The 23,434-nt window shown below is 67.8% G+C and carries 13 protein-coding genes; 2 read left to right on the top strand and 11 right to left on the bottom strand.

Features of this window, described 5'->3' with window-relative positions:
• Positions 1 to 274: 274 nt before the first annotated feature.
• From ACF08B_RS37730 to ACF08B_RS37720, 3 genes are all read right to left on the bottom strand, one after another.
• Positions 275 to 1,561 carry an MFS transporter gene (locus ACF08B_RS37730; protein ID WP_392321546.1) on the bottom strand — a complete coding sequence of 429 codons (1,287 nt, stop codon included), beginning with the start codon at positions 1,559 to 1,561 and terminating at the stop codon, positions 275 to 277.
• Positions 1,558 to 2,097 carry an ArsR/SmtB family transcription factor gene (locus ACF08B_RS37725; protein WP_392321575.1) on the bottom strand — a complete coding sequence of 180 codons (540 nt, stop codon included), beginning with the start codon at positions 2,095 to 2,097 and terminating at the stop codon, positions 1,558 to 1,560. Before ACF08B_RS37725 ends, ACF08B_RS37730 begins: the two co-directional genes overlap by 4 nt.
• A 267-nt stretch (positions 2,098 to 2,364) precedes the next feature.
• Positions 2,365 to 2,811, bottom strand: coding sequence for an anthrone oxygenase family protein (locus tag ACF08B_RS37720; protein WP_392321545.1), 447 nt, complete (start codon positions 2,809 to 2,811; stop codon positions 2,365 to 2,367).
• Positions 2,812 to 2,901: 90 nt separating this feature from the next.
• On the opposite strand from ACF08B_RS37720, the gene ACF08B_RS37715 reads away from it, so the two are divergent.
• The gene (locus ACF08B_RS37715; RefSeq protein ID WP_392321544.1) at positions 2,902 to 3,480 is read left to right on the top strand and encodes a TetR/AcrR family transcriptional regulator; all 579 of its coding nucleotides are present in this window, start codon (positions 2,902 to 2,904) and stop codon (positions 3,478 to 3,480) included.
• 593 nt (positions 3,481 to 4,073) lie between these two features.
• Here ACF08B_RS37715 and ACF08B_RS37710 read toward each other — a convergent pair.
• From ACF08B_RS37710 to ACF08B_RS37695, 4 genes are all read right to left on the bottom strand, one after another.
• A complete protein-coding gene (locus ACF08B_RS37710) occupies positions 4,074 to 4,676 on the bottom strand; it encodes a hypothetical protein (RefSeq protein ID WP_392321543.1) in 603 nt (200 codons plus the stop codon).
• A complete protein-coding gene (locus ACF08B_RS37705) occupies positions 4,645 to 5,007 on the bottom strand; it encodes a hypothetical protein (protein WP_392321542.1) in 363 nt (120 codons plus the stop codon). Before ACF08B_RS37705 ends, ACF08B_RS37710 begins: the two co-directional genes overlap by 32 nt.
• Before the next feature lie 738 nt (positions 5,008 to 5,745).
• The gene (locus ACF08B_RS37700) at positions 5,746 to 5,916 is read right to left on the bottom strand and encodes a DUF5670 family protein (RefSeq protein WP_086727732.1); all 171 of its coding nucleotides are present in this window, start codon (positions 5,914 to 5,916) and stop codon (positions 5,746 to 5,748) included.
• 794 nt (positions 5,917 to 6,710) lie between these two features.
• Positions 6,711 to 7,400: an HAD family hydrolase gene (locus ACF08B_RS37695; protein WP_392321574.1), complete on the bottom strand. Its 690-nt coding sequence runs from the start codon at positions 7,398 to 7,400 to the stop codon at positions 6,711 to 6,713.
• A gap of 475 nt (positions 7,401 to 7,875) precedes the next feature.
• Here ACF08B_RS37695 and katG point away from each other — a divergent pair, with 475 nt between their 5' ends.
• The gene (gene katG / locus ACF08B_RS37690; RefSeq protein ID WP_392321541.1) at positions 7,876 to 10,074 is read left to right on the top strand and encodes a catalase/peroxidase HPI; all 2,199 of its coding nucleotides are present in this window, start codon (positions 7,876 to 7,878) and stop codon (positions 10,072 to 10,074) included.
• Positions 10,075 to 10,137: 63 nt separating this feature from the next.
• Here katG and ACF08B_RS37685 read toward each other — a convergent pair whose 3' ends face one another.
• From ACF08B_RS37685 to ACF08B_RS37670, 4 genes are all read right to left on the bottom strand, one after another.
• Positions 10,138 to 10,629, bottom strand: coding sequence for an SUKH-3 domain-containing protein (locus ACF08B_RS37685; protein WP_392321540.1), 492 nt, complete (start codon positions 10,627 to 10,629; stop codon positions 10,138 to 10,140).
• A gap of 14 nt (positions 10,630 to 10,643) precedes the next feature.
• On the bottom strand, positions 10,644 to 17,552 hold the full coding sequence (locus ACF08B_RS37680; RefSeq protein ID WP_392321539.1) for an RHS repeat-associated core domain-containing protein: 6,909 nt from the start codon (positions 17,550 to 17,552) through the stop codon (positions 10,644 to 10,646).
• 95 nt (positions 17,553 to 17,647) lie between these two features.
• Complete coding sequence (locus tag ACF08B_RS37675) at positions 17,648 to 21,256, bottom strand: LamG-like jellyroll fold domain-containing protein (protein WP_392321538.1); 3,609 nt, start codon at positions 21,254 to 21,256, stop codon at positions 17,648 to 17,650.
• 41 nt (positions 21,257 to 21,297) lie between these two features.
• Complete coding sequence (locus tag ACF08B_RS37670; protein ID WP_392321537.1) at positions 21,298 to 22,782, bottom strand: integrin alpha; 1,485 nt, start codon at positions 22,780 to 22,782, stop codon at positions 21,298 to 21,300.
• Positions 22,783 to 23,434 lie beyond the last annotated feature (652 nt).

The following is a 23,434-nucleotide window of genomic DNA, read 5'->3' as shown; positions in this document are numbered from 1 at the left end:
CAAGGGCAAGGAAGTGGCCCGCCTCTCCTCGCTCATGGACCGCACATCGACTTCCCGGGCCGCCACCTTTTCACCATCAAGGCCGGCGGACCCGGGCAGCGCCTGTGCCCCTTCCGCCACCTAGAGGCTGTCGAGGACGACAAGGATAGACGCGGCGAACCCTGCCTGGTGGACCACTCTTTGCATCCCATGAAGGCCCGGCGTCCGACGCTCCTGGCACGGGGCGCGGAACGCCGAACCGGGCTCAGCGCTGGTTCAACGACCTCGCGGAGTCCTACATGGCACCCTCCTGCACGGGATCGCAGGATTGCGGGCGCACTGGATCATCAGCCGGGGCGGCGGCACGCAGCGCCGCCTCGACCCGGCGGTTGCTGGTCATGGTCGACGTGACCGCGGTCATGGTGAGGAGGAGGCCGGCGGCGGTGAAGAGCGGGGTGCGTACGTCGTAGGTGGTGGCCAGCCAGCCGCCGAGGAAGGCGCCGAACGGAGCGGCGCACATGGCGAGCATGCGGGAGGTGGAGGCGACCCTGCCCATCAGATCGGCGGGGACGATCGCCTGTCGCAGGGAGGGGCCGAGCACCATCGTGGCGCCCATCCCCGCGCCGCAGACGGCGAGCGCGAGGCCGGCGACGTACGGGTTCGGGGCGGCCGCGAGGCCCAGGACGGCGAGTCCCTCGACTGCGGCCGTGCAGGTCAACGCAGTGCCGGTGCCGAGTCGTCGGCCGAGGAACGAGGCGATGCCCGCGCCGAGCAGTCCGCCGGTGGCCTCCGCCGTGAGGAGCAGGCCGAAGCCGAAGGTCTCGACGCCGAGACGATCGTGCGCGAAGAGGGCGAGTACGGTCTCCACGGCGAGGAAGGCGATGTTCCCGACCGCCGGGCGCAGCGCGAGCCCGAGCAGCAACCGATCCCGGAACACGTACGAGGCGCCGGCCCGCGCTTGCCGCAGCAGCGACTCACGGGCGTGCGGTACAGGCCGGGGTGCAGCAGGCAGCGACCGTACGAGCAGTGCGGAGAGCGCGAACGACACCGCATCTGCGAGTAGCGGAACCGCCCGCCCGAGCGCGAGCAGGGCGCTGCCCGCGGGCGGCCCGGCGAAGCCGGACGCGGCGGTCTGGGTGCCGCGCAGGCGGGAGTTGGCGCGCTCCAGGAGCGCGGGGTCGCGGCCGAGCAGATCCGGCAGATAGGCCGTAGCGGCCGTGTCGAAGAAGAGCCCGCCGAGACCGAGGCCGAAGGCGACGGCCGCGAGCAGTGGAACGCTCAGCACGTTGAGTGCGGCCGCTGCCGCTGGTATCGCGAGCAGTAACGCACGCGCCGCATCCGTGACCCACATCGTGCGCCGGCGGTCCCAGCGGTCCACCAGCGCACCGCCGAGCACCCCGAAGAGCAGCCACGGCAGGGTCCCCGCGGCCGTGACGACGGCGAGCGCCATCGGATCCCGCGTCAACGTCAACGCCAGCAGCGGCAGCGCGGCGTGTGTCACCCCGTCACCGAGTGAGGACACCGTCTGCGCAGTCCACAGCCGCCCGAACTCGGTCGGCAACTTCCGGACGTCTGTGGTCACTTGGCATGCCCCTCGGCCTGCTCGCGCGATGCCGGGTGGAACAGTGCGAAGACGAGTGACGCGTCCGGCAACGACGGATCCGACAGCTCCCGGTACTCGTCCGCCAGCGCCTGCAGCCGCGCCCCCAGCTCCGCGAACTGCTCCTCGGTCAGCCGCAGATGCGCCATCCGCACGTGCCGTGCACCATCCGTCGGTGCCGCCTCCAGGTCCGCCACCGCATGCCGCATCAACACATCCGGCCCACCCTCCCCCGGATCCGGGAGCACGATCGCCCGCGCGGCCATGGCGTAGTACCGCTCGGTGACCCCCCGGACCTTCCGCGTTCGCACCACCTTCACCAGGCCGGCTCGCTCGAGCAGCCGTACGTGGTAGCTGGAACTCCCCTTCGCAAGGCCCACCCGCTCGGCGATCTGCGTGATCGTCGAGGGCTCGAAGCGGAGCACGGCCATGATCCGGTGACGCGTGAGATTGGAAACGGCGCGTAGCTGTTCGTCCGTGGTGACGTGCAGCGCCTCGGGAAGATCATCGGTAGGCATGGACTCAATGGTCAACGATTCTTGACCATTGAGCAAGGGGGTTTCAGTCCCGGCTTCCGGAATCAGCCGTTCAGCAGGTGAGGCTTTCGCTCATGCCCTCTCCTTCTCGGCCTCGCCTTGCTGCTGCGGCGTCGTGTTCGCCTTCATTCGCGGCCGCCCCCTAGGGCGAAGCTTTCTCCACTTCGGCGGCACCTCCTCCAGGAAGAAGAGGACCTCAAATTCCCTTGATGATCAGCCGTGGCCGGCGCCGTCAGTGCAGCGGTGGCATCAGGTGCGAGCGGCGACCAGCAGGGTGAAGGCGGCGATGATGACGGCGACGCGGACGTAGTGGTAGCGGTTCCAGCGGTGCAGCTGCTGCTTCCAGTCGGCGGGCCGGTTGCCTGGGGTCCAGGTCTTGTTTCGGTTGTTGATCGGGACAAGCAGCAGGATCGACATGACCACGCCGAGGATCAGCAGTCCGACGGCGATGACGACGAGTACGGCGCCGTGATGGTGCCATCCGGCGACGGCCCAGATCGCGCTGAGGACGACCGAGCCCGTGTACCAGAACGGCATCAGGGCACCGAGCATCCGGCCGCCGTGGGCGTGGCCGAGCTGGCCGCTGTCCTCGGGAAGCGCGTCCAGGATCCGGTTCGTGATGAAGGCGACGCAGAACTCCACCCCCACCATCAGGCCGACGATCACGGTGGTGACGACTTCAAGTGTGTTGAGCATGACGATCCCTCCGATTGCTAGCGTTGCTAGCCGACATGGCAACGCTAGTACTGCTGCCGCTCGATTGTCTAGCAGTGCTAGGATCGATTCATGTCGGTAAAGGAACGCAAGGAGCGCGAGCGGGCGGAGCGCGAACGCCTCATCGTGGCGACAGCCCGCGAACTCGCCGAGCAGCAGGGCTGGGACGCAGTTACCACCCGCCGGCTCGCCGAGCGCATCGAATACAGTCAGCCCGTCCTCTACAGCCACTTCCGCGGCAAACGGGAGATCATCGGAGCCGTCGCCCTGGCGGGCGCCGCCGAAATGGCCGCGGCGGTGCGGGCCGCGACCTCCGCCCAAAACGACCCCCGCGCCCGGGTCGTCGCCCTGGCCCGCGCCTACCTCGACTTCGCCGCACGCAACCCGGCGGTCTACGACGCCTTGTTCCAGCTCGACGGCGGCCTCGCGTACGCCCAGGAGGACACCCCGGAGCCTTTGAAGGACGCCTTCGCCGCGCTGATGGAGAGCCTGGGCGAGGTCGCCGGGGACGGCGTCGATCCGGGGTTGTTCACCGAGGTGTTCTGGGCGTCCCTGCACGGCCTGGCGACCCTGACTCGCGCGGGCCGCCTGCTACCCGAATACGCCGAGTCCAGGGTGGAACTGCTGGTGGACCGGCTCGCCATGGTCTGACGCACCGTCCCACGGGCACAGTCAGCCGGCCGGCCTGCTGGCCGCCACTGACTCTGCCGCCGCTCTTGGAGTTCGGGTCCCCCACGACGCTGCGTGCACCCCGGACGCCTGTGGTCTTGGTGTGCTTCGGGAGTAGGAGAATCGGCAGGTCACCCCTTGGCCCGGTGCGCGCGGCTCGCCGGCGCGGCGGGGAGCGGGCGGGTCGGGGGGGTGGTCGCCGCCGCAGACCCGGCCGTATCAGGTGACGAAGATGGCCCGCCCTCACGGGGGTTGAGGGCGGGCTCTGACGGCGCTTTCTACCGAACTGCAACGAAGGAATGCAGCAGGGCGGATCCCGTCCGCGGGTTACCAGGCCGCGGCGCCGCCAGGAACTTGGTTGCAAGGAAGCCGGCGCGTGCGCAGACAGTCGGCGGGCACGGTTCTCTCACTTCAGGTGACGGTCTCGCTCGCGGCGGGTTCATTTCGTTGGACCGGCTCGTGGCCGGTCCGGCGGCGGCGCCCCTCAGGGAGGCGAGGGGCGCACGCCCACCAGGCCTTGGAGCCTCGTGCGCCTCACACCGTTGTCGGTGCGAGGTGCCGTCGGGCTCAGGCGGCTACTTCAGGGGTGGTCCGAGACGGACGATGGTGGAGCAGTCGATGTGTTGTTGGTACTGGGTCGCGCCCTGCCGGTACGAGTAGCGGCAGCCGGAGAGGCTGTCGTGCACCGGGCCGGTGACCTTGACGCGGGCCACGTAGTAGACGCGGGAGCTGGATTTGGCCTTGACCGTCATGGCACGCCCGGCATAGTTCCGCATCTTGAACAAGTCGCCCATGCTGCTCTCGTCGGCGTCGGTGCTGGCGAAGATGACGTTGCCGTCCGTCTCTCCGGCGTCGAACGCGCGGTACTCCACGACCTTCAGGCCCTTGGGCACGTGGGTGAACTCGGCAGCGGTGAGCCGGATGTCGCTGCGGGATGTGTTCCAGGGAAGCGGCAGTCCCGCCCAGTACTCGTGACCGACTTGCGCGTGTTCGTAGCCCACGTTGCCGGCGGACTGCATGCCCCCGTCGAGGGCGTTCCCCTCCCGGACGGCGCGGGTGGTACCGCCCGTATCGCTGCCGGTGAGTGCGTAGAGGGCCGCCAGGACGAGCAGGACGGCCGCGGTCAGAGCGGCGTTGCGCGTGCGGCTAGTTCGAGTAGAAGACGCCAGGGTTCTCATCAAGCGGCCCGTTCTTGCCCCAGATCAGGTGCGTGGCGTTCCTGCGCGTGCCTGCCGTGATCTTCTGCCTGTGGCTGTTGTCGTAGCTGGTGGTGGCGCTCAGGCCGATGCCGACGAGGCTGACGGCGTTGCCGAACTTGGTGCTTTTCTTGCGGGTCAGTTCGAAGAAGGTGCCGCGTTCGACCCTGCCCCGGTTCCTCTTGGGGGCGCGGTTGTAGTTGCGGGAGCTGTCCTTGGCGGAGACGTCCTTGCCGATCTTGCCGACAGACCCGCCTGCAGGCAGTTTGTAGCGCTTGGGCTCCACCGTGTACCAGGTGCTCTTCACACCCATGGTGCAGATGTACTGCTTCTTGTACTTGCGGTGTCCATGTACTTGTGCAGGACCCGCTTGCCGGCATCCGTGCTGCTGCCGGCGGGCTCGAAGACGTAGGTCGGTACCGAGAACGTGGTACAGGTGGCGTCGGCTGCGGCAGCCGCGTGGCCCGGGGTCAGGGCTTGCGGGGCAGTTGCCAGACCGGCGGTGAGCACGATCGTGCTCAGCACCTGAACGGCCACGGTGGTACCGCGCCGTTGTGCGACTGAAGACATTGGTTCCCCCCAATGCGCAGGCGAGTCATGGTCGTTACTCGCGTCGCCGCACATCGAACCATGACAGAAAGACCAGCTCATCGGCACAATCGGAAGGTATAGATCCGCTCCCGTGGCGGGATGTCCGAGTTTGGAATCCGCTTGTCCGGTATGAGGACGCCGCCTGCTGAGCCTGATCTGAGGTTCGACCGCAATGGCTTTGCCTACTCAAGACCTGGAGGGGAAGTTCTGTTGGCTCATTAGTTACCGATCAGTAGCCCCCACCGAACCGTGGGAAGTCCTCGACGTCTCACGGTGGCCGCCTAGGGCAGCCCCGGCCTCGCTGGCGCTGCTCGACTGTGCCCACGGGATGAGTGACTCGCCGGCCTTCGGGATCGCTCGCCTGCTATGGGCACATATAGGAGTGGGGCCCGGCCGTATCCGGCCGAGCCCCATCACCTCTCGCGCGTGGCGCGTTCCTGGCGCCGGGTATGTCCGCCGCCTACCAGCGGTACCAGCGGCCCCTACGGCCGCCACTGTCCGCGGATCGGACGACGAAGCCCAGCAGCCACACGACCAGCACGATCACCGCGATCCACCACAGCGCCTTCAGCGCGAACCCCGCACCGAAGAGAATCAGAGCCAGCAGAAGAACCAGAAGCAGGGGAACCATAGCTATCAACCTCCTGGCCACCAGGTGCCCTCACCTCTGGCTGACAAGCCCACAAGGTGGGAGTTACTTCCGCGGGGAACGGGGCATATGCGCGAGCGCCGCAAACCGCGCATGGTTCCCCCAGCCCCACCCCTCACGCACCGCTGCGCCGCGGCGCCGAGACGTCGACTGCGGCGGGCGGGCCCGTGGTCGGGGTGGTGTGGGCCTTGCTGCTGAACATTCCCGCTCCGGCGCACTGGTTAGACGTTGAGGCTGGGACGCTGGTAGCGGGTGGCGCATTGCGGAGGTGTCGTACGACCGGGCCTGGCGGAGCACGATGACGTCGAACTGGCGCGGCGGCAGGCTGGACCTGGCCTGGTAAAGGCCGATGTCGCTGCGCAGCAGGGCCGCCGGCGACTGTAGCTGCGTGAGGATCCGCTGCCAGGTGCCGTTCCGCTGCCGGCGCCTCGCATCGGTCCGGGCCGACCACGTGTCCGCCCCGACCGGGCGCATGCTGACAAGACGTACGCCGCCCCAAGAAACCGCGTAAACCTGCGCCGCCGCGGGATCCGCTGCACCATCCCGGACAGGGCCACCCGGGCGCGCACCCGCTCAAAGCTCGGCTCCCGCGGCGACCGGCCGCCGCATATCGACTCGGCTGACTACCGGGAGCGGCACGCGGTCGAGTGGGGGAGCAACCGTCTCAGGAGACATCACGCTGTCGCCATGCGCTACGCCAAGTCGGCGGTGCGCTGCGAGGCGACCGTCCTCATCGCGGCCATCGACGAGCGGTTGTGATCAGCACCGTCGCAACGTCAAAGGAGTCGGAGTACTTCGGCCAGTGCGCGGGGACGCTGGTCCACTGGCAGAGGAGCAACCAGGTGGACCCGGCACCCCAACGCGCCGGCGCCGGCATCCGTAACGCGGTCGTCTCCCACCATGAGCACATCGCCGGGCGCGACTTTGAGCTGGTCGCATGCCATCTGGAAGATCCGGGGATCGGGCTTTTCCACCCCGCACTCAAAGGAGAGGAAGTAGGCGTCCACGAGGTCATCGAAACCGTGGTCGCGGAAGACGGGGCGCATGTCCCAGCCGATATTGCTCACGACGGCGACCGGGATGCCTCGCCCACGCAGGGCGTGAAGGGTTTCCTCGGTGTCGGGATACGGCTGCCATGCCCCGGACACTTGAGACCGGTCATACAGAGCCTCAGCCAGCTCAGGCAACGGCAGCTTGGCTTCCCGGGTGAGGGCGGTGAAAGCGGCCCGGTGTCGTTCGGCGGTCAGATCACGCTCCCGCCACAGTGCCTCCAGATGGGACGGCACTCGGCGCGGAGGCACCCCTCCTGGCTGAGCCCCTAACTCTTCCAGCCGGCCGGCGCACGCATCAAGTTCTTCGTCGGGCACCACCAGACCGGCACTCGCGGTCACCGCGTTCAGCCACTGCGCGGCCGATTCGATCCGGAAGAGGGTTCCGGAGAAGTCGAACATCACACCTTTGATCATGCCGCCGATCTTGACCGTGCCGACGAGGCAGCGGCAAGCCTCAGATCGATCAAATTCTCCAACCCTGACGATCCAGACGCCCGGATTCTCAGGCAGCACCCGCACCCGCTACCAGACCCTTTCGCTACACGCCCTAGGCACCGCCAGCCGACGCACTGTACGTCGGGGACATGGCAGGCATCCCAAGTCCCCCCGGCGCGTCCGGGCCGGCGTATGCGGCTCGGTGTGCCTCAGAAATCTGGCACGGAGCAGATAAGCCGCCTTCTCCCTCACATCTGTCATGCGGGGTGCTCCGCGTGTTTCATAGAGGTGTGGCCTGCGGTGCGCGACCATATGGATGCGGTACAGCACCATTTCCAACCGGTGAGCGCCGTGGCGCGCTGATTGTGTGGGTCGACGTACTCGACACCAGCAAGCAACGACGTAAAGGGCGGCAGCCGGCAGGAGGAACACCGACACAGGAAGAAGGACGGGCATGTCCGGCAGTGAAAGTGAGAATCCAGCAATCCCTTCGCCGACGCCCACACCGAGTCGGCGGCCCAGGACGAACCGGGACTGGTGGCCGAATCAGCTGGACCTCCAGGTTCTCCACCAGCACTCGCCCCGATCCAACCCGATGGACGAGGACTACGACTACGCGGCAGAGTTCGCGACCCTCGACGTGGACGCGCTCAAGCGTGACGTCTTCGAGGTGATGACCACGTCCCACGACTGGTGGCCCGCGGACTACGGTCACTACGGGCCGCTTTTCATCCGTATGAGCTGGCATGCCGCGGGAACGTACCGTATCGAGGACGGGCGCGGCGGTGGCGGCAGCGGCGCACAGCGCTTCGCCCCCCTCAACAGCTGGCCGGACAACGCGAGCCTGGACAAGGCCCGCCGCCTGCTGTGGCCGGTCAAACAGAAGTACGGCCGGAAAATCTCCTGGGCCGATCTTCTGGTCTTCGCCGGAAATTGCGCCATGGAATCCATGGGATTCAAGACGTTCGGGTTCGGATTCGGGCGACAGGACATCTGGGAACCCGAGGAGATTTTCTGGGGGCCCGAGGACACATGGCTCGGAGATGAGCGCTACAGCGGGGACAGGGAACTCACCGGTCCCTTCGCCGCCGTACAGATGGGACTGATCTACGTCAATCCGGAGGGGCCCAACGGAAACCCGGACCCGGTGGCCGCCGCCGTGGACATTCGGGAGACGTTCGGGCGCATGGCGATGAACGACGAGGAGACGGTCGCACTCATCGTCGGCGGCCACACCTTCGGCAAGTGTCACGGTGCGGTCGAAGCCAGCTACATCGGCCCGGAACCCGAGGCAGCCTCCATCGAGCAGCAGGGACTCGGCTGGCGGAACACATACGGCACCGGCTCGGGCCCCCACGCGCTCACCAGTGGTCTCGAGGGCGCATGGACCACTGAACCCACCAAGTGGGACAACGGGTATCTGGACAATCTCTACGGGTACGAGTGGGAGCTGACGAGCAGCCCCGCCGGCGCCCATCAGTGGACTCCCTCGGATCCCGCGGCCGTGAACACCGTACGCGACGCCCATGATCCGTCGAAGGGGCACGCTCCCATGATGCTGACGACGGACCTCGCGCTGAAGGTGGACCCGGTCTACGCGCAGATCACCAAGAGGTTCCACGAGAACCCGGACGAACTCGCGGTCGCGTTCGCCAAGGCGTGGTACAAACTGCTGCACCGCGACATGGGACCCCTCTCGCGCTACCTCGGTCCGTGGATTGCCGAGCCGCAACTGTGGCAGGACCCGGTTCCCGGCGTCGATCACGAGCTGGTCGGGGACGAGGACATCGCCGCCCTCAAGGGCAGGATCCTCGCCTCAGGCCTTTCCATCCCCCGGCTGGTCACCACCGCCTGGGCGTCGGCGGCAAGCTTCCGCGGCACCGACAAGCGCGGCGGGGCGAACGGAGCACGGATCCGGCTCGCTCCGCAGAAGGACTGGGAGCTCAACGACCTCCCCGAGATCGCCGAGGTACTGCGCACGCTCGAGCAGATCCAGCAGGACTTCAACCTCTCCCAGACCGGGGGAACGCGGGTCTCTCTCGCAGACCTGATCGTCCTCGGCGGGTGCGCGGCCGTCGAGGAGGCCGCGAGGAACGCCGGGTATGACATCACGGTCCCGTTCGCACCGGGGCGTACGGACGCCTCGCAGGAGCAGACCGATGCGGCGTCGTTCGCCGTGCTGGAGCCCAAGGCGGATGCCTTCCGCAACTACCTTCCCGCCGGTGAGAAGCTGTCGCCGGAGACACTCATGCTGGACCGCGCCAACCTGCTGACGCTCACCGCTCCCGAGATGACGGTGCTGATCGGTGGCATGCGGGCCATGAACACCGGCTTCAACGGGTCTCCCCACGGGGTCCTGACCCACCGGCCGGAAATCCTGACCAACGACTTCTTCGTCAACCTGCTCGACATGGGCACGGAGTGGAAGGCGTCGGCTGCGGACGAGAACGTGTTCGAGGGCCGGGATCGCGCCACCGGCCAGGTCAAATGGACCGCCACCGCCGTTGACCTGATCTTCGGTGCGCACTCCCAGCTCCGCGCCCTCTCGGAGGTCTACGCGGCCCAGGATGCGAAGGACAAGTTCGTACGTGACTTCGTGGCAGCGTGGAACAAGGTGATGAATCTCGACCGGTTCGACCTCGCCCGAGCCTGACACACCAGCGGCCCCGCCGGAGAGCACTCCGGCGGGGCCGCTGACGCATTCGGGAAGCGCGCCCTACTTAGGCCACGGCTTCATCCCGTTCGGTGCATGAACGCAGATCAACGGGCGATCCGCGCTGACCATGAGGTCCAACCCCTCGCCAGGGGTGCTTCCAAGGCTCCAGATCAGGCCGTTCGCGTAAGCGGCTACCGCACCGTCCTGCCGCATGAAGACGTGCGAATAGCTGAGCCACCAGCCGACGGGAAACCACGAGCCGCCGATGAGGGAACCAAGGACAGACGCTTCGTCCTGATGCCTCCCGCCGACCCCCACTGCGTCGACGAAGAACGGTTCACCGTTGATGAAGTTGGGGCCGTCCTCACGGGCCGGTCCGATCTTCAGTCCCCGGAACGATGCGAGGAAGTCGGTCGTCACCGGACTGGGGACGTACCCCTGCTCCTCCAGGGACTGGATGTCGGAGGACACGTCGACACATCGCCCGGGAAACCAGCCGGCCAGCCGCAGGGCGGCCAGCGTCGCCGGATTCAATCCGCCGGTGAAGTCCATTTGTCCGCCGCTCACTAGTAGTTCACCCCCAGACTGTCCATGACCCGCTGGCATGCCTTGCACGGAGTGGCGGGGGCACCATGGTCACCCTTGGGCGTGTCGCTCACGTGGACCGTGGACATGTTCCCGCCTCGGATTCCCGGCTCGCCCTCTCTTGCGTACGCCTTGCTCAGGCACTGCATCTCGGCACATCCACCGTTCATCGGGTGGTTCTGCTGATCGAAGATCTCCGCCATGTCGTCCGGAGCGGTGACGGGTTCCTTGTTGTCCGATCGGTAGACATGGCCGCTCCGAGATTCGTATTCGGCGGCGAAGTCGCTTCCGCGGATCTCGCCCGCGTCGGCCTGCGCTTCGAGGGACGCCTCACCACAGTTGTGGACCAGGACCGGCGTGGTCCCTGCCAGCACATAGTACGTGTGCAGCTCACTGACCGTGAGGTTGTGCACCGTGGCCGTCAGGACCGTCCAGCGGTCGACGGCGGTGATCCGTACCCGCTGGCCCGTGCTGGTGCTCAGCCACTCCCCCGCGTCCAGGTCGGTCGCGCGCAGCCAGGCATGCAGTGCGGGGACCCAGAACGGGTGGCCGTCGGTCGCGGTGACCGACGCCGTCCTGGAGCCCTTCTTCCCGTCGACGTCGACGGTGACCTTGGCCAGGTGCTTGAGTCCGGTGCCCTTGATCTCGGCGTTGACGGTTTCGGCCTTGGTCTTTCCTGTCCTGGGGTCGGTGGCCAGGACCTTGTCGCCGATCTTGACGTCCGCGATCTCCTTCGTGGAGCCGTCGGCCATCAGCACCGGGGTGGTCGGTGTGAAGCTGTTCGACTTCCTGGCGCACGTCGCTGCTATGTCGGACAGCCGTCTGGCTTCCTTGCGGCTCTTGCGCCAGTCCTTGAAGGTGTCGAGCAGCTTGTTGCCCAGACCCCAGACACGCTTCGCCAGAGCCGCGGCCTTGTCCCAGCGGAACAGGTATTTCTTCGCCAGCTTGGCGAGTGGTCCGCCTCCCATGAAGGAGGACACGACGTTGAGCGCGGTGTTGCCGCAGGCACCGAGGGCGCCGGTGGTGAAGCAGTCCAGGGCGTCCGTGATGCCCAGCTCGTCGGCGGCGATCTTGCCGAGCTCCTTGGCGATCGCGATCGCCTTCTGCTTGGCGGAGTCCTCCTCGATCTTCGCGACGTCGGCTTTGGCCTGCGCCGGCGTGTACGTCGTGTTGCCGCCCGAGCGGCTCATGGGGTGTCCGTCGGGGTCGTCCGTGTAGGCGCCCCGGTGCTTCGACGGTCCGGGCCCGCACTCGTTCCAGCCGCCCACGCAGTTCGCCAGTCGCAGGCCCGAGGCGTCGTTGTTCGACACGGGGCTGTTGTTGGCGTAGGCGTAGCCGTTGATCTGCTGCGGGTCGGTGTAGTCGACGATCGGGTCGGCCGAGATGAAGCGGCCGGTGTCGGCGTCGTACTCGCGGGCGCCGAGGGTGATCAGGCCCGTGGACGCCTGGATGGTGCCGCCGACGAAGCCCTTGTCGTTGACCCAGCCCGAGCCGGAGGACGAGGACTCGTCGCGGGTGTTGCCGAACGGGTCCGAGCGGCGGCGGGTCGTCGCACCGGTTTTGGCGTCGACGGCCAGCTCCGCCGTGCCCTGGTGGTCGGAGGCCAGGAAGTGGACGCCGTCCGCCTCCCGCATCGCCACCGTGGTGTCGCCGAAGGTGTAGTAGCGGGTCGCTGTCACCTTGGACGAGGACTTGTCCAGGTGCAGTTCCATGCCCGGCAGGTAGAACGTCTTCTCGTCGGGGGTGTCCCGGAGAATGCGTGCGCCCTGCGCGTCGTACTTGTAGTTCGTGACCGAGTTGTCGGCGTTGGTGACCGTGGTCAGCTCACCCTGCTTGTCCCAGCCCAGCGACTGGGTGTCGCCGTCGAGGATGCGCTTGGTGGTGCGGCCCGAGGCGTCGTACTGGTAGCTGTCCTGGGAGGTGACCTCCGGTGTGGTGCCCGTCGCGTCGGTCTTCTGCACGATCGACGACACCGTGTGCGGGCCGGAATCCTTGCCGCCGGGACCGGACCCCTTGCCGTAGGCGTACGTCCGGCTGGAGGTCGCCTTGCCGTTCAGCCCGTGCCGGACCTCGCTCGTGCGGTTCCCGATCGAGTCGTAGCCGTAGTCGGTCCAGTACGAGGAGACACCGCCCACCGTGGCGGACGAGGCCCCCGAAGTGCAGGAGGCGTCCGTGCTGCCCGTGCCCTTGGCATCGTTGGAAGCGACGGAGGACGTCCAGGACGTCGACAGGCGCCCGAGGCCGTCGTACGCGAAGCACTGAACGTCCTTCGTGCCGCCGGTCGGCGTGTCCGCGATGGAGAGGATGTCGCCTGCGTCGTCGTAGGTGTAGTTCGCGTCGTAGGCGACGCTCGACGCACCTTCGACGTCGACCCGCGAGTTGGTCAGCCGGTCGGTGCCCGCCTCGAAGGAGTTGGTGATCCACGTCTTCGGCGCACCCGAGACACCCGTGGACAGCTCCAGCTGCTCCAGGTCGGAGGTGGGCGAGTACGACGCGTCGCTGACGTAACTGCCGCCCGTGAGGGAGGTGTTCAGGCCGGTAGGACGCTGCAGCTTGTCGTAGACGTACGACAGCGCTTCGGCGGACAGGTCGGCTGCCGCCGGCAGGCCCTGGCCCTGGACGGTGCCGTCGCGGTTGTACTGGTTGGTGTACTCGTAGGTGCCGCCCAGCTGCGGCTCGGCCGTCTTGGACAGGTAGTACTTGGTCGAGGTCGGCTTGTAGTCGTTGTCCGAGTCGAGGAGCGGGTAGGTCACCGACGAGTAGACCGCGCCGTCCTTGTATGTGTAGACGCCGTACAGCTTGCCCTTGGCGACCGTGTCGTACTTGGTCACCGAGAGTTTGGTGCCGGTGTTCGCCTCGCCCTGCCAGGTCGAGACCGCGCGGCCCAGTTCGTCGTAGACCGTGGACGTCTTGTCGTTGTTGACCGTGACCGAGGTCTGCCGGTCCATGCCGTCGTAGGTGTAGGAGGCCGAGCCGGTGTCGGGGTCGGTCGCGGTCTTCTTGCGGCCCATCTGGTCATAGGTGTACGACCAGTTGTTGCCCTTGTCGTCCGTGACCCTGGCCAGTTGGCCGGCCGCGTTGTACCCGTACGACGTGGTGACCGGGTCGCCGCCGATGGGGTACTGGACCTGGGTCGTCGTACGGTCCCGGCCGTCCGTCACGGCAGTCGTCTTGACGCCGCCCTTGGGCGGGGTGGCCGTGACGCGATCGCCGCCGTAGGTGTACGTCGTGCGGTACTTCTCCGTGCCCTGGACCTTGGTGATCGTCGCGGTGGTCCGGCCCGCCCCGTCGTACTCGGTGACGGTCTGGGCGTTCAGGTCGGAGTTGACCGGCTGGAAGAGGGTCGCGGACGGTGCACCGGAGGCGTAGTAGGTGTCGTTGACCTTCACGACCCGGCCGGAACCGTCGTACAGGGTGTCGGCGACCATACGGCCGCCGTCGGGACCCTCCGTCTGGTCCTGGCGGGGCCTCAGGTAGCCGTCGTACAGGGCCCATTCACTGCCGTACGTCGTGCCGTCGGCCTGGATCTTCTGCGTGTGGACCGCGGTCGGGCCGGCGTCCCCGCGGATCAGGTACTCGTACTTGAGGGAGGGGGTGAAGTTGGACGCCTTGGGGCGGTCCGGCAGCCAGACCGAGACCAGACGGCCGAGGCCGTCGTAGGCGAGGTCGGCCCGCTTGCCGTTCTCGTCGGTCTTCGACGTCGGCTGGCCCCACTGGGGGGCGTACTCCGTCGTCGTCGTCCAGCCGTCGATGTTGGTGACTGTCGACTTGGTCGCCAGACCGTAGGTGTCGGTGTAGGCCGTCGAGGTCGTGTACTTCGTCGAGGACGAGACGGTGTCGGCGTCCTTGACGATCAGCGGGCGGCCGTAGTCGTCGTAGGTGGTCGAAGCGGTGGTCTGGTACGTGGCCGTCGTGCCGTCGTGGGCCGACAGCCGCTTGGTCTGGGTGAGGTCGCCCTTGGTGGGGGCGGCGCCCAGTGTCGTCGAACCGTCGTAGTAGGACAGGCTGTCCGAGATGACGTCCTTGGCGCGGTCAGGGGTGGTGGCGCAGTCGACGCCGACCTTCTCCACGCGCGAGACGAGGGAGTAGATGTGCGCGCTCGCGCTGTCCGCGTACTCGGTGCGGGTGCACTGGTTGTCCGCGACTCCGACCTCACCGGCGTCGTCGACCTTGACCTCACGGCCGGTCGCGTCGTCGAAGGTCGTCGTCGAGGCGGTGTGCCGCCAGCCACCGACGGCGAGCGCGGTGTAGGAGTCGGTCGAGCCGGTGGAGATGTAGCGGGCCTTGTGCGTGCCCCAGTCGTGGGTCTCGGTGGCGGTCACCGCGGTCCACGGCACGGTCACCGACTTCTGGGTGACGGCCGAGCCGTTGTAGGTGAGCGTCTCCAGTTCCTGGCCGGCCTTCCATTCGGTGTCCTCGTAGGAGACACCGTTGGAGTCGGTGACCGTTGCCGCGCGGGCGTGGCCGTCCTTGTCGACGTCCCCGTCCAGACCACGGAAGAAGACGTGTTCGGTCTTGGTGTTGGACGGGTCGTTGGTGCCGGCGGAGGTGACGACCTGGACCTTGCCGTAGCCGCGCCAGTCGCTCCAGGTGCGGTCCTCGGCCTTGGTGATGCCGTCGGCCGGCGTCTTTCGCCAGCCCGCGTCCCCGAGGTAGGTGTAGGAGGTGACCTGGTCCGGGTTCTGGCCGGTCAGGTCGGTCTGCACGACCGAGCCGACCACGTACTTGTGGAACCAGTCCGTGATCGGGTCGGTGACACCCGGCGGGCTCCACTTCACCGGGAAGCAACGCTTGGTGGAGGAGTCCTCCGCCGGGACGTTGCTGGTGGTGCACTGGTTGTCGGCGTAGTTGACGCTGAGCGCGCCGCCCGACTCGTTCTTCACACCCGACAGGCGGAAGCGGTAGAAGGGCTGGAGGTTGTCGCCGGTCTGGTCGACTCGGTTCGGCAACTGGGAGCCGTACAGCTCGACGGACGGCACCGAGACGTCGGTGCCGGTCTTTCCGGTGTGGTCGATCTTGCTGAGCCACAGCGACTTGGACCCGTCGCCGTTGTCGGTGAAGACGTGGGTGAGGCTCCACTCGTCGACCGGCGTGTACGTCGCGTCACCGGTGCGGATCTGCGTGGTGACCTTCGTGAGCTTCTTGCGGGTCCAGAAGGTCGGCGAGTTCTGGCCGGAGCACTTGGTGCCGGACTTGCAGTTCTGGTCCCACGGGACGTCCGGCCAGTCGGCGGCGGTCGCGTCCGTGAGGGCGCCGGTGGAGCAGTCCGTCAGGGAGCCGACGCAGCGTTCGGCGGTGCTGAAGACGACCTGGGCGGCAGGCTTGGTGGAGTACGCCTTGCCGTCGCGCTGACCGTAGTCGACGCGCTTGAGGTAGCCGCCGCGGAGGTAGGCCTTGCCGTTCTCCGCGGTCTTCAGACCCTGGGTGTAGTAGTTCGTCTCGGTGCCGTAGAAGTACGACTCGGCGTTGCCGTGCGGATCGACGACGTAGTCGAGGTTCCACCGCCAGGCCTGGGTGCAGTAGGCGTCGGCGAAGGTGGCGTTGTAGCAGGGCTCACCGGAGTCGTCGCCGTAGACGGGGACGGTCCAGGTGGAGTTGGTCTCCTCGTTGCCGCTCGCGTAGCCCGGAAGCCGGTTGAGTCCGAAGTAGTACTGGGTGCCGTCCGAGGTCGTGATCTTCCAGTACTCGCCGTTGTTGTCACCGTTCGTGGCGGAAGTGAGGTGCTCGACCTTGGAGTTGTCGTCGGACCCGATCCGCCACTCGCCGGTCTTGTCGTCCTTGACGAGCTGCCCGGAGGTGCCGCCGGTGAGGGAGAGGGTGGCGTTGTCGAACGCCCAGCACTCGTCACCGTTGGTGTCGTCGTGGCCGTCGTCGGCGCACGGCTTGTAGCTGCGCTCGATGTAACCGGGGTCGTAGGAGAAGCCCTGGCCGATCCACGATCCCTGGTTGTTGGTGGTCGCCGTCTGGCCGTCGATGGACTGCGAGTTGTAGCTCAGACCGACCGTCGGCTGCAGGCCGCCGGGTACCGGCGGGACGGTCATCGGGTAGGACCAGGTGAACGCGCCCGAGCTGGTGTCGACGCCCCACTGCGAGGAGGCCGAGAGGCTGGTGGCCTTGTAGTCGCCGCCGTCGCCGCCGCTGCTCGCGGTGGCCGCCAGGACGGTCGCCGAGGAGGCGGTGGTGCCCGCCTCGACCAGCTGCGTGGACGGCCCGGAGGTGTCCCCGGCCGCCTGCACGGTGGCGGTGACCGTCTGCTTCGCCGCGTCGTTGCTGCTCTTGAGGTACGTGGGCGTGGCGCAGGACTTCTTGTGCGGGGTGGTCAGGACGCATGCCGGGTACTGGGCGAGCCGGAGCCGGGAGGCGTAGTCGCCGCCGTAGGCGCCGGCGAAGTCCGCGTAGTCCACGGTGACCCGGGCGGCCCCCTTGGCGGCGTCCCCGTCGGCGCGGGCGACGGTGAACAGGACACCGTCCACGCCTGCCGCCTGCGCGGCCTTGCGGCTCAGCACGCGGAGCCGGACGGCGTGGGCGCCCTTCTTCCCGCCGGCGGTCTTCGCCGACAGCGGCAGGCCCTCTGCCTTGGCGGCCTTGCCGGACAGCTTCATCTCGGCGCTGCCGGCCTTGGGCCAATGTGCCTTGTGCGTCGTCCTGACCGCGGCCTTCTTGGCCTCGTCGGTCTTCTTGAAGGCTTTCGCGGTGGCGTTCCGGCCGCGTACGGGCTTGTCGAGACTCGTCTGGGTCTTCGGCTTCGTCAGGCCGTCGTGGGCCGCGGCCTCGGGTGCGTAGCTCGGCAGCAGCCCTATGGACAGGGCCAGTCCGAGGACCAGCGCCGTCCGCTTGCGGCCGCTTCGCCGGGCCGGTCTGAGCGACCGGAACCAGGGAGGCGAGGACATGAACTCTCCATTGGATCAGGGAGGGTGGAGGAAATGGGTGCGCACGCCGAGATGGGCGGGCGGCACTGTGGCCGCCCGCCCGTTCCTCGGGGCGGTTACGCGGAGGTCTCGTCGATGCTGGAGCCGCCGGGCAGGACCGCGACGGTCGTCACCAGGGAGGCGTCCAGCGGACCCTGGTACATGCGCACCTCGTCGACGGCGCCAGAGAAGTACTCACCGGCCGTCTTCCCGGTCAGCGCGCGGCCGACCTGGAGGCTCGTCGTGTGGAAGTCCCAGGTGTTGTCCCAGGACGCGTCGGCCACCGCGGTGCCGTTGACGTACAGGAGCACGTCACCGAAGACCGCGTTGTAGACCAGCGCGAGGTGGTCGCCGTCGCCGTCCGAGGCGGGCGGGTCGGCGTTGTCGAGCAGGGTGGTGGTCACCGGCGACGCGGTGTCGGCACTGGTCGCCAGCAGCTGCCAGCGGTCGCTGGACGCCTGGTACCTGACCTTGATGGCAGTGCCGTTCACGCCCGCCAGGGACAGGACCGTCTCGTCGGCGGTCGGGTTCGCCGAGGCGAGTCGGGCGCGGGCCGTCAGGGTGAAGCTGTCCTGCGCGGAGAGCGGTGCGGACCCGACGCGGGTGGCGTAGGCGTCCGTGCCGTTGAGAACCAGGTTTCCATCGCCCCACAGGGGGGCTGCCGGGGCCGTGCAGTCCGGGTCGGCCTCGGGGTCGCAGGAGTCGTCCGGTACGTAGACCGAGGCGCCGCCGCCCAGGGTGAGACCGGTGCCGCCGTTCGCCTCCGGCGAGATACCGGAAGCCGCCTGGTCCAGCTGCCAGTAGGCCAGCTGGTGGGGCTGGATGCCGCCGAGTTCCTGGCCCTCGGTGGGCGGGATGACGCGGTCGTGGAGCTTGACGTCGGCGACGCTGCCCTTGAGCTGGTTGATGTAGCCGGCCGGTGAGAGCTTGCGTCCGATCTGCACGCCGCCGGTCGCGTTCCAGAGGGTGTGGCGAGCCTGGACGTCGTCGGCCACGAGGTGCCCGTTGACGTACAGCATCATCTTGCCGAGTTCGGCGTCGTACACGCCGATGAGGTGGGTCCAGCTGTCGGCGACGGCCGCGGCGCCGGACACCTTCCAGGAGCCCAGCGACTCCATGTCGCTGATGGGGATGCGGAACGTCCAGGACGCGGTGTCGACGTCGTATCCGAGTTCGAAGCCCGGCTGTGCGGTGCCGTCCTGGCTGACGACGGTCATGTTCTCGGTGGGCAGCGAGGGCAGCATCACCCAGGCGCTCACCGAGAAGGTCTTGCCGGTGTCGACGGCGGCCTTGCCGGCGTCGAGGTAGGCGTTCGCGGTGCCGTCGAAGGAGGCCGCGGTGTCGGTCGCGCCGAGCGGCCCGCCCTCGCCGAAGGTCACTCCGGAACCGGCCGTGGCATCGGGTGCGCCGCTGCTGCCGGCCGCCCTCGTCGCGCCCTTGGCGTCGCCGAGGGTCCACCCGGCGACCGGTGCGCGGCCGTCGCTGACCAGGAAGACGTAGGACGTCGGGGTCTTCTGCGGATTGCCGGCGCCGTCGATGGCGGTGACGTGCAGGATGTAGGAGCCCTCGCTGGGTGGCATCCAGCGCACCGTCGCCGGACCGCCGGTGGTGGCGGGGTACGCCTTCTGCTTGGTGTTGTTCGCCTGCGGGCCGGTGAAGTAGTACGAGTACGCCGTCACGTCGGCGGACGGCGAGTCCATGGTGAAGGAGCCGTAGTCACCGACGCCCGCGTGCCAGGCGTCGTCCGCCGGGTACTGGGTCGAGGCGATGGTGGCCGACTTGGGCTTGGTGTTGTCGTAGATGAACTCGCAGCGGGTCTGGTCGCCGTCGGTGGACCAGGCGCCGTAGGCCTTCTGGTCGTAGCCCTGAACCTGCCAGGCGATGGTGGTGTTCTGCGGGATGGAGAAGCCCGGCTGATCGTCTCCCGAGATGTCCTCGCCGACGGTGTACTTGAAGGTGGCCTGTCCGGTCTGGCCGGTGCCGGTGGTCGTCTTCTTCGTTGTGGTCGCGTAGTGGACGACCTCGGTGGACCCGCTGGTCCACCAGATCTTGAAGTGCGCCTGGAGGCTCTCGCTGTTGGAGCCGGTGTCGTTGTGGTCGTAGTCCTTGATGACCGCGTACAGCGTCGGCGCCTCGGTGACGTAGTGGTCCGAGGCGTGGCCGTACTCGCACGTGTCGCCGGGGACCATGTTCAGGTCGCTCTGAGCGGGCTCCAGCGGCGGCCGGTTGTAGGTCACCTCGAGGTGCGCGTTGCCGCAGAACCGCTTCCAGTAGGAGGTGTCGGACTCACTGCCCGCCTTGAGCCGGAAGGTGGTGGTGCCCCAGCCGTTGTCAGCCGCCTTCTGGATGGCCCCGGTCACACCGAATCGCACGTTCTGGTTGGTCGACGTGCAGGAGCCCGCCGTCTCCGTGGGCGACTTGGTGGCGATCGTCTCCTTGGACGAGGGCTGGTTCGACCAGGTGGTGGACGAACTGATCGCGCTCGCGCCCGTGCTGTTGACCCGGGCCAGCTGCACCTCGCGGGCGCTGGAGCTGTAGGTGAACACCTGGGTCACCGCGAACTCGGCGCTGACGATGTCCTTGCCCTCGAACGTGCTGGTCGGGATCGCGAAGAACTGCCGCTTGACGTCGGAGGAGCTGGAGCAGCGGTACGACACGTCGGACGGGCAGAGGCCCACGCCCTCGTCGTCGTCGAACTTCCAGAAGGAGGTGCCGGAGTAGTGCGAGGACACCATGGTCCAGGAGCTGCGGTTGGCGGTCTTGACCACGGGGTCGATGTAGACCGGGTAGACCGTGTCCTTGTCGGTGAGCAGGCCGCTGTCGGGGGTGAGGGTCATGGTGTCCGACGTGACGTCCACGTCGACGTCGGCGACCTGGGCGCCCTCGGGAGGCGTCTGGGTGCTTTCGTCGCCGGTCGCGGGTTCGTCCACGGGGGCGTGGCTGGAGTCCCACATCACCGGCTGCGGTGCCTCGAAGACGGTGCCGCCGGCGCCGGCGTCGGTTGCGGTCAGTCCGCCGTCACCGGTCTCCTTCAACTCCACCGAGGACGTGTCGACGGGGAGGCTGAGCCTGTCCAGCTCGGGGTTGCCGGCCGCTTTGGCGTTCTTGACGACCAGCACGTGCGAGAAGCCCTCGGCGCTGGCGGTGACCTTGAGGTCCACGTCGGGCAGGACGTCGACATAGGTGGCGGTCGAACCGACGACCTTCGGCTTGGGCAGCTTGTCGGGCCAGTCGAGGGAGAGCGAGCGGCCGTCCTTCTGGATCTCGGCGAACGTCATGTCGCCGCCACCGGAGAACGACATCGCGGACAGCGCGGCCTTCGGCGTGTACGAGCCGTTCTTACGGCGGACCAGGGTGGTGTCGATGTCCGTCCACTCGCCGTCGACGCGGGTGCGCACGGGCTGGACGTACTGACTGGTGGTGAACGTGCCGTCGGGGTTGGCGTAGGTGGTGCTGCGCTCGTCGCGCAGGCTGAGGATCTCCACCCGGTCGCCGGTCTTCGCGGCGGCGGACTGTGCGGCGGACGCGGTCATCGCCGGAGTGCCCTTGGGCGCGTGGGTGCCCTTGGCGGGTGCCGCGACGGGCCGGCCCTCGGCCGGTGCGGCACCGAGCCCGGTCGCCAGCAGCGCGGCGAGTACGGTGACGGCTGCGGCGCTACGGCCTCTGCCGCTTCTGCGGAGCTTCATGGTGCGGTGGTTCCTTCTCGCCGAAGTCTTCTGACCGTCGCTCATCCGACCGTTCCGAACGCCTCGCCCGCATCGGGCAGCCCGTCCTGACCGGGCAGATACGTCTTCGTGCCGGTGCTGGTCGTGCCGTCCGCGTCCGACCAGGGCAGGACGTACAGCGCGCCCTTCGGGGAGTCGGATGCCTTGCTGTTGGGCACGCCGACGTAGAGGTTCGTGGTGCCGGAGGCCAGGGCCATGCCGACGTAGTCGCGTGCCGTGGCGGTGCCCGGCAGTCCCGAACCGCGGGTGAGGAGCCTGTCGTTCGTGCCGATCGCGGTGTCCAGCGGGCGGAAGACCTGGATGGCTCCCGCGTCCTTGACGGTTGCGGTGTCCTTGCCGGGGACGCCCACGGCGAGGCGGATGTTGGCGGTGGTGGTGACGACGGTGGTGTCGGTGTTGTTGATCGTCACGCGCTGTCCCATGAAGTCCCCGGGAACCGGGTCCCCTTCGACGTCCGTGGTGCCGGCGTCGAACGTCGCCACCTGGCTGAACGCGCCGGACGGCTGCACGCGCACCACTTCGACGCTGCCGGCGTCGGCCGCGGTACCGATGTCCTCGCCCGGGATGCCGATGGCGAGGACGGCATCGGAGTTGTACGTCTGGTTGCTCGGCCGGTAGCTCGCCATGGAGATCGACGTGCCGAAGCCGTCACCCGACTCGGGTACGCCGCCGATCCCGGCGCCGTCCTGGTCGATGCCCACCAGTGGAGTGGGAAGTCCGCCGGACAGGGTGTGGCTGAAGATGGCGACGCCGCCGGCGAACTCCTGGTCGCCGATCGCCTCGCCGGGCGAACCGACCGCGAAGAAGCGGTTCGTGCCGCCCAGGGAGTAACCGAAGCGGTCGTTCGACTCGACGGTGCCGGGCACGCCCGGGTCGTCCTCGTTCAGCGGCACGACGGTCGTGCCCTGCATGTACTCGATGCAGCCGGCGTCCCAGAAGGTCTTGCCGTCCTCCGTCACGTCCTCGCCGGGCACGCCGACCACCAGATACGGCTTGTCGGTCGCGGTCGTGCCCGCCCGCACCGAGTAGCCGAACCAGTCGTAGGCCTCCGTGGAGGTCGTCGGGTCGAGTTGCGTCTGGGTGTACCCCTCGATCTTCGACCCGGCGCCGACACCGGTCGGCGTGCCGTGGATGACGTAGACCGCACCGGCGTCGACCAGTTGCTTGCCGGACTCCGCGACGTCCTCGAAGGGGGTACCGACCACGAGGTCCGTGCATCCGTCCCCATCGACGTCGTACGACGTGCGCGAGAAGCCGAAGTGATCGCCGGTTTCCGGCGTGGCGTTCATGCCGGGTGTCGCCTGCGAGATCTCGGAGACACCCTTGCCGCCGCCGAGCACGATCCGGACGAGTCCGGCGTTCTTGACTCCGTTCACCGTGGCGTCCGGATCGGCGATGGCCGTGTCGGTCACCCCGTCGCCGTTGAAATCGCTCGACGCTCCCGCCGTGCACGTGGCCGCTGCCGCGCGTGGCGATCCCAGCGTCACGATCCCCGATGCTGCCAGAAGGACGCCGGCGACTGTGGCCAGCGTTCCTGTCAGACGTGTACGCGTACGCACACCCACCCCTAGTTGTTTTGCGGGAACGCGGACTACGCGTTCCCATGAAGCATGTAAAGGCAGACTAAATACGAGCTGAATAAGGGTCGTCAAGTCGGCCTCAGGGCCCCGAGCGCTCCTCAAAGCACGCAGAAAGTGGCCAACTCAGCTTGATGTACACCAACGAACCGGCCGGGATTCTTCCACATCCAACATGGACAAAACGATCATGGCTCGCAAGGGCATCCCACCTGGCCAGAGGCCTCTTTGCCAACCGTTCACCAAGCGGATGCTAGAGTGCCATGACCCTGCCAATGGGCCCATAGCCTGTTTGTCGGAAATCAAACTCCACCGAAAGACCCGGTCGGATAGCGCCTGAAAAACTTCGGGCTCCAGAAACAAGATGCGTGTACCAGCTACCTGCGCGAGAAATATCGGCGGGGAATCGCTGAGCGTTTAGGCATTTGCTGCAGTTCAGGACTGCGCGGCCAATGAAAGTGACCCAGCCCCGGCATCGCACCGCTCGCCGAGCGCCGCCACGCGCTGCTCGCGCGAGGTTTCCGGCTTCCGACGAGACGGCCCTCGCCGTAACGGAAAGCGA

It is taken from the genome of Streptomyces sp. NPDC015139 (assembly GCF_043079785.1).
Lineage (GTDB): Bacteria > Actinomycetota > Actinomycetes > Streptomycetales > Streptomycetaceae > Streptomyces > Streptomyces albidocamelliae.
Note: the sequence above shows the minus strand (reverse complement) of the source record. Positions and strands in the feature narration are given on the sequence as shown.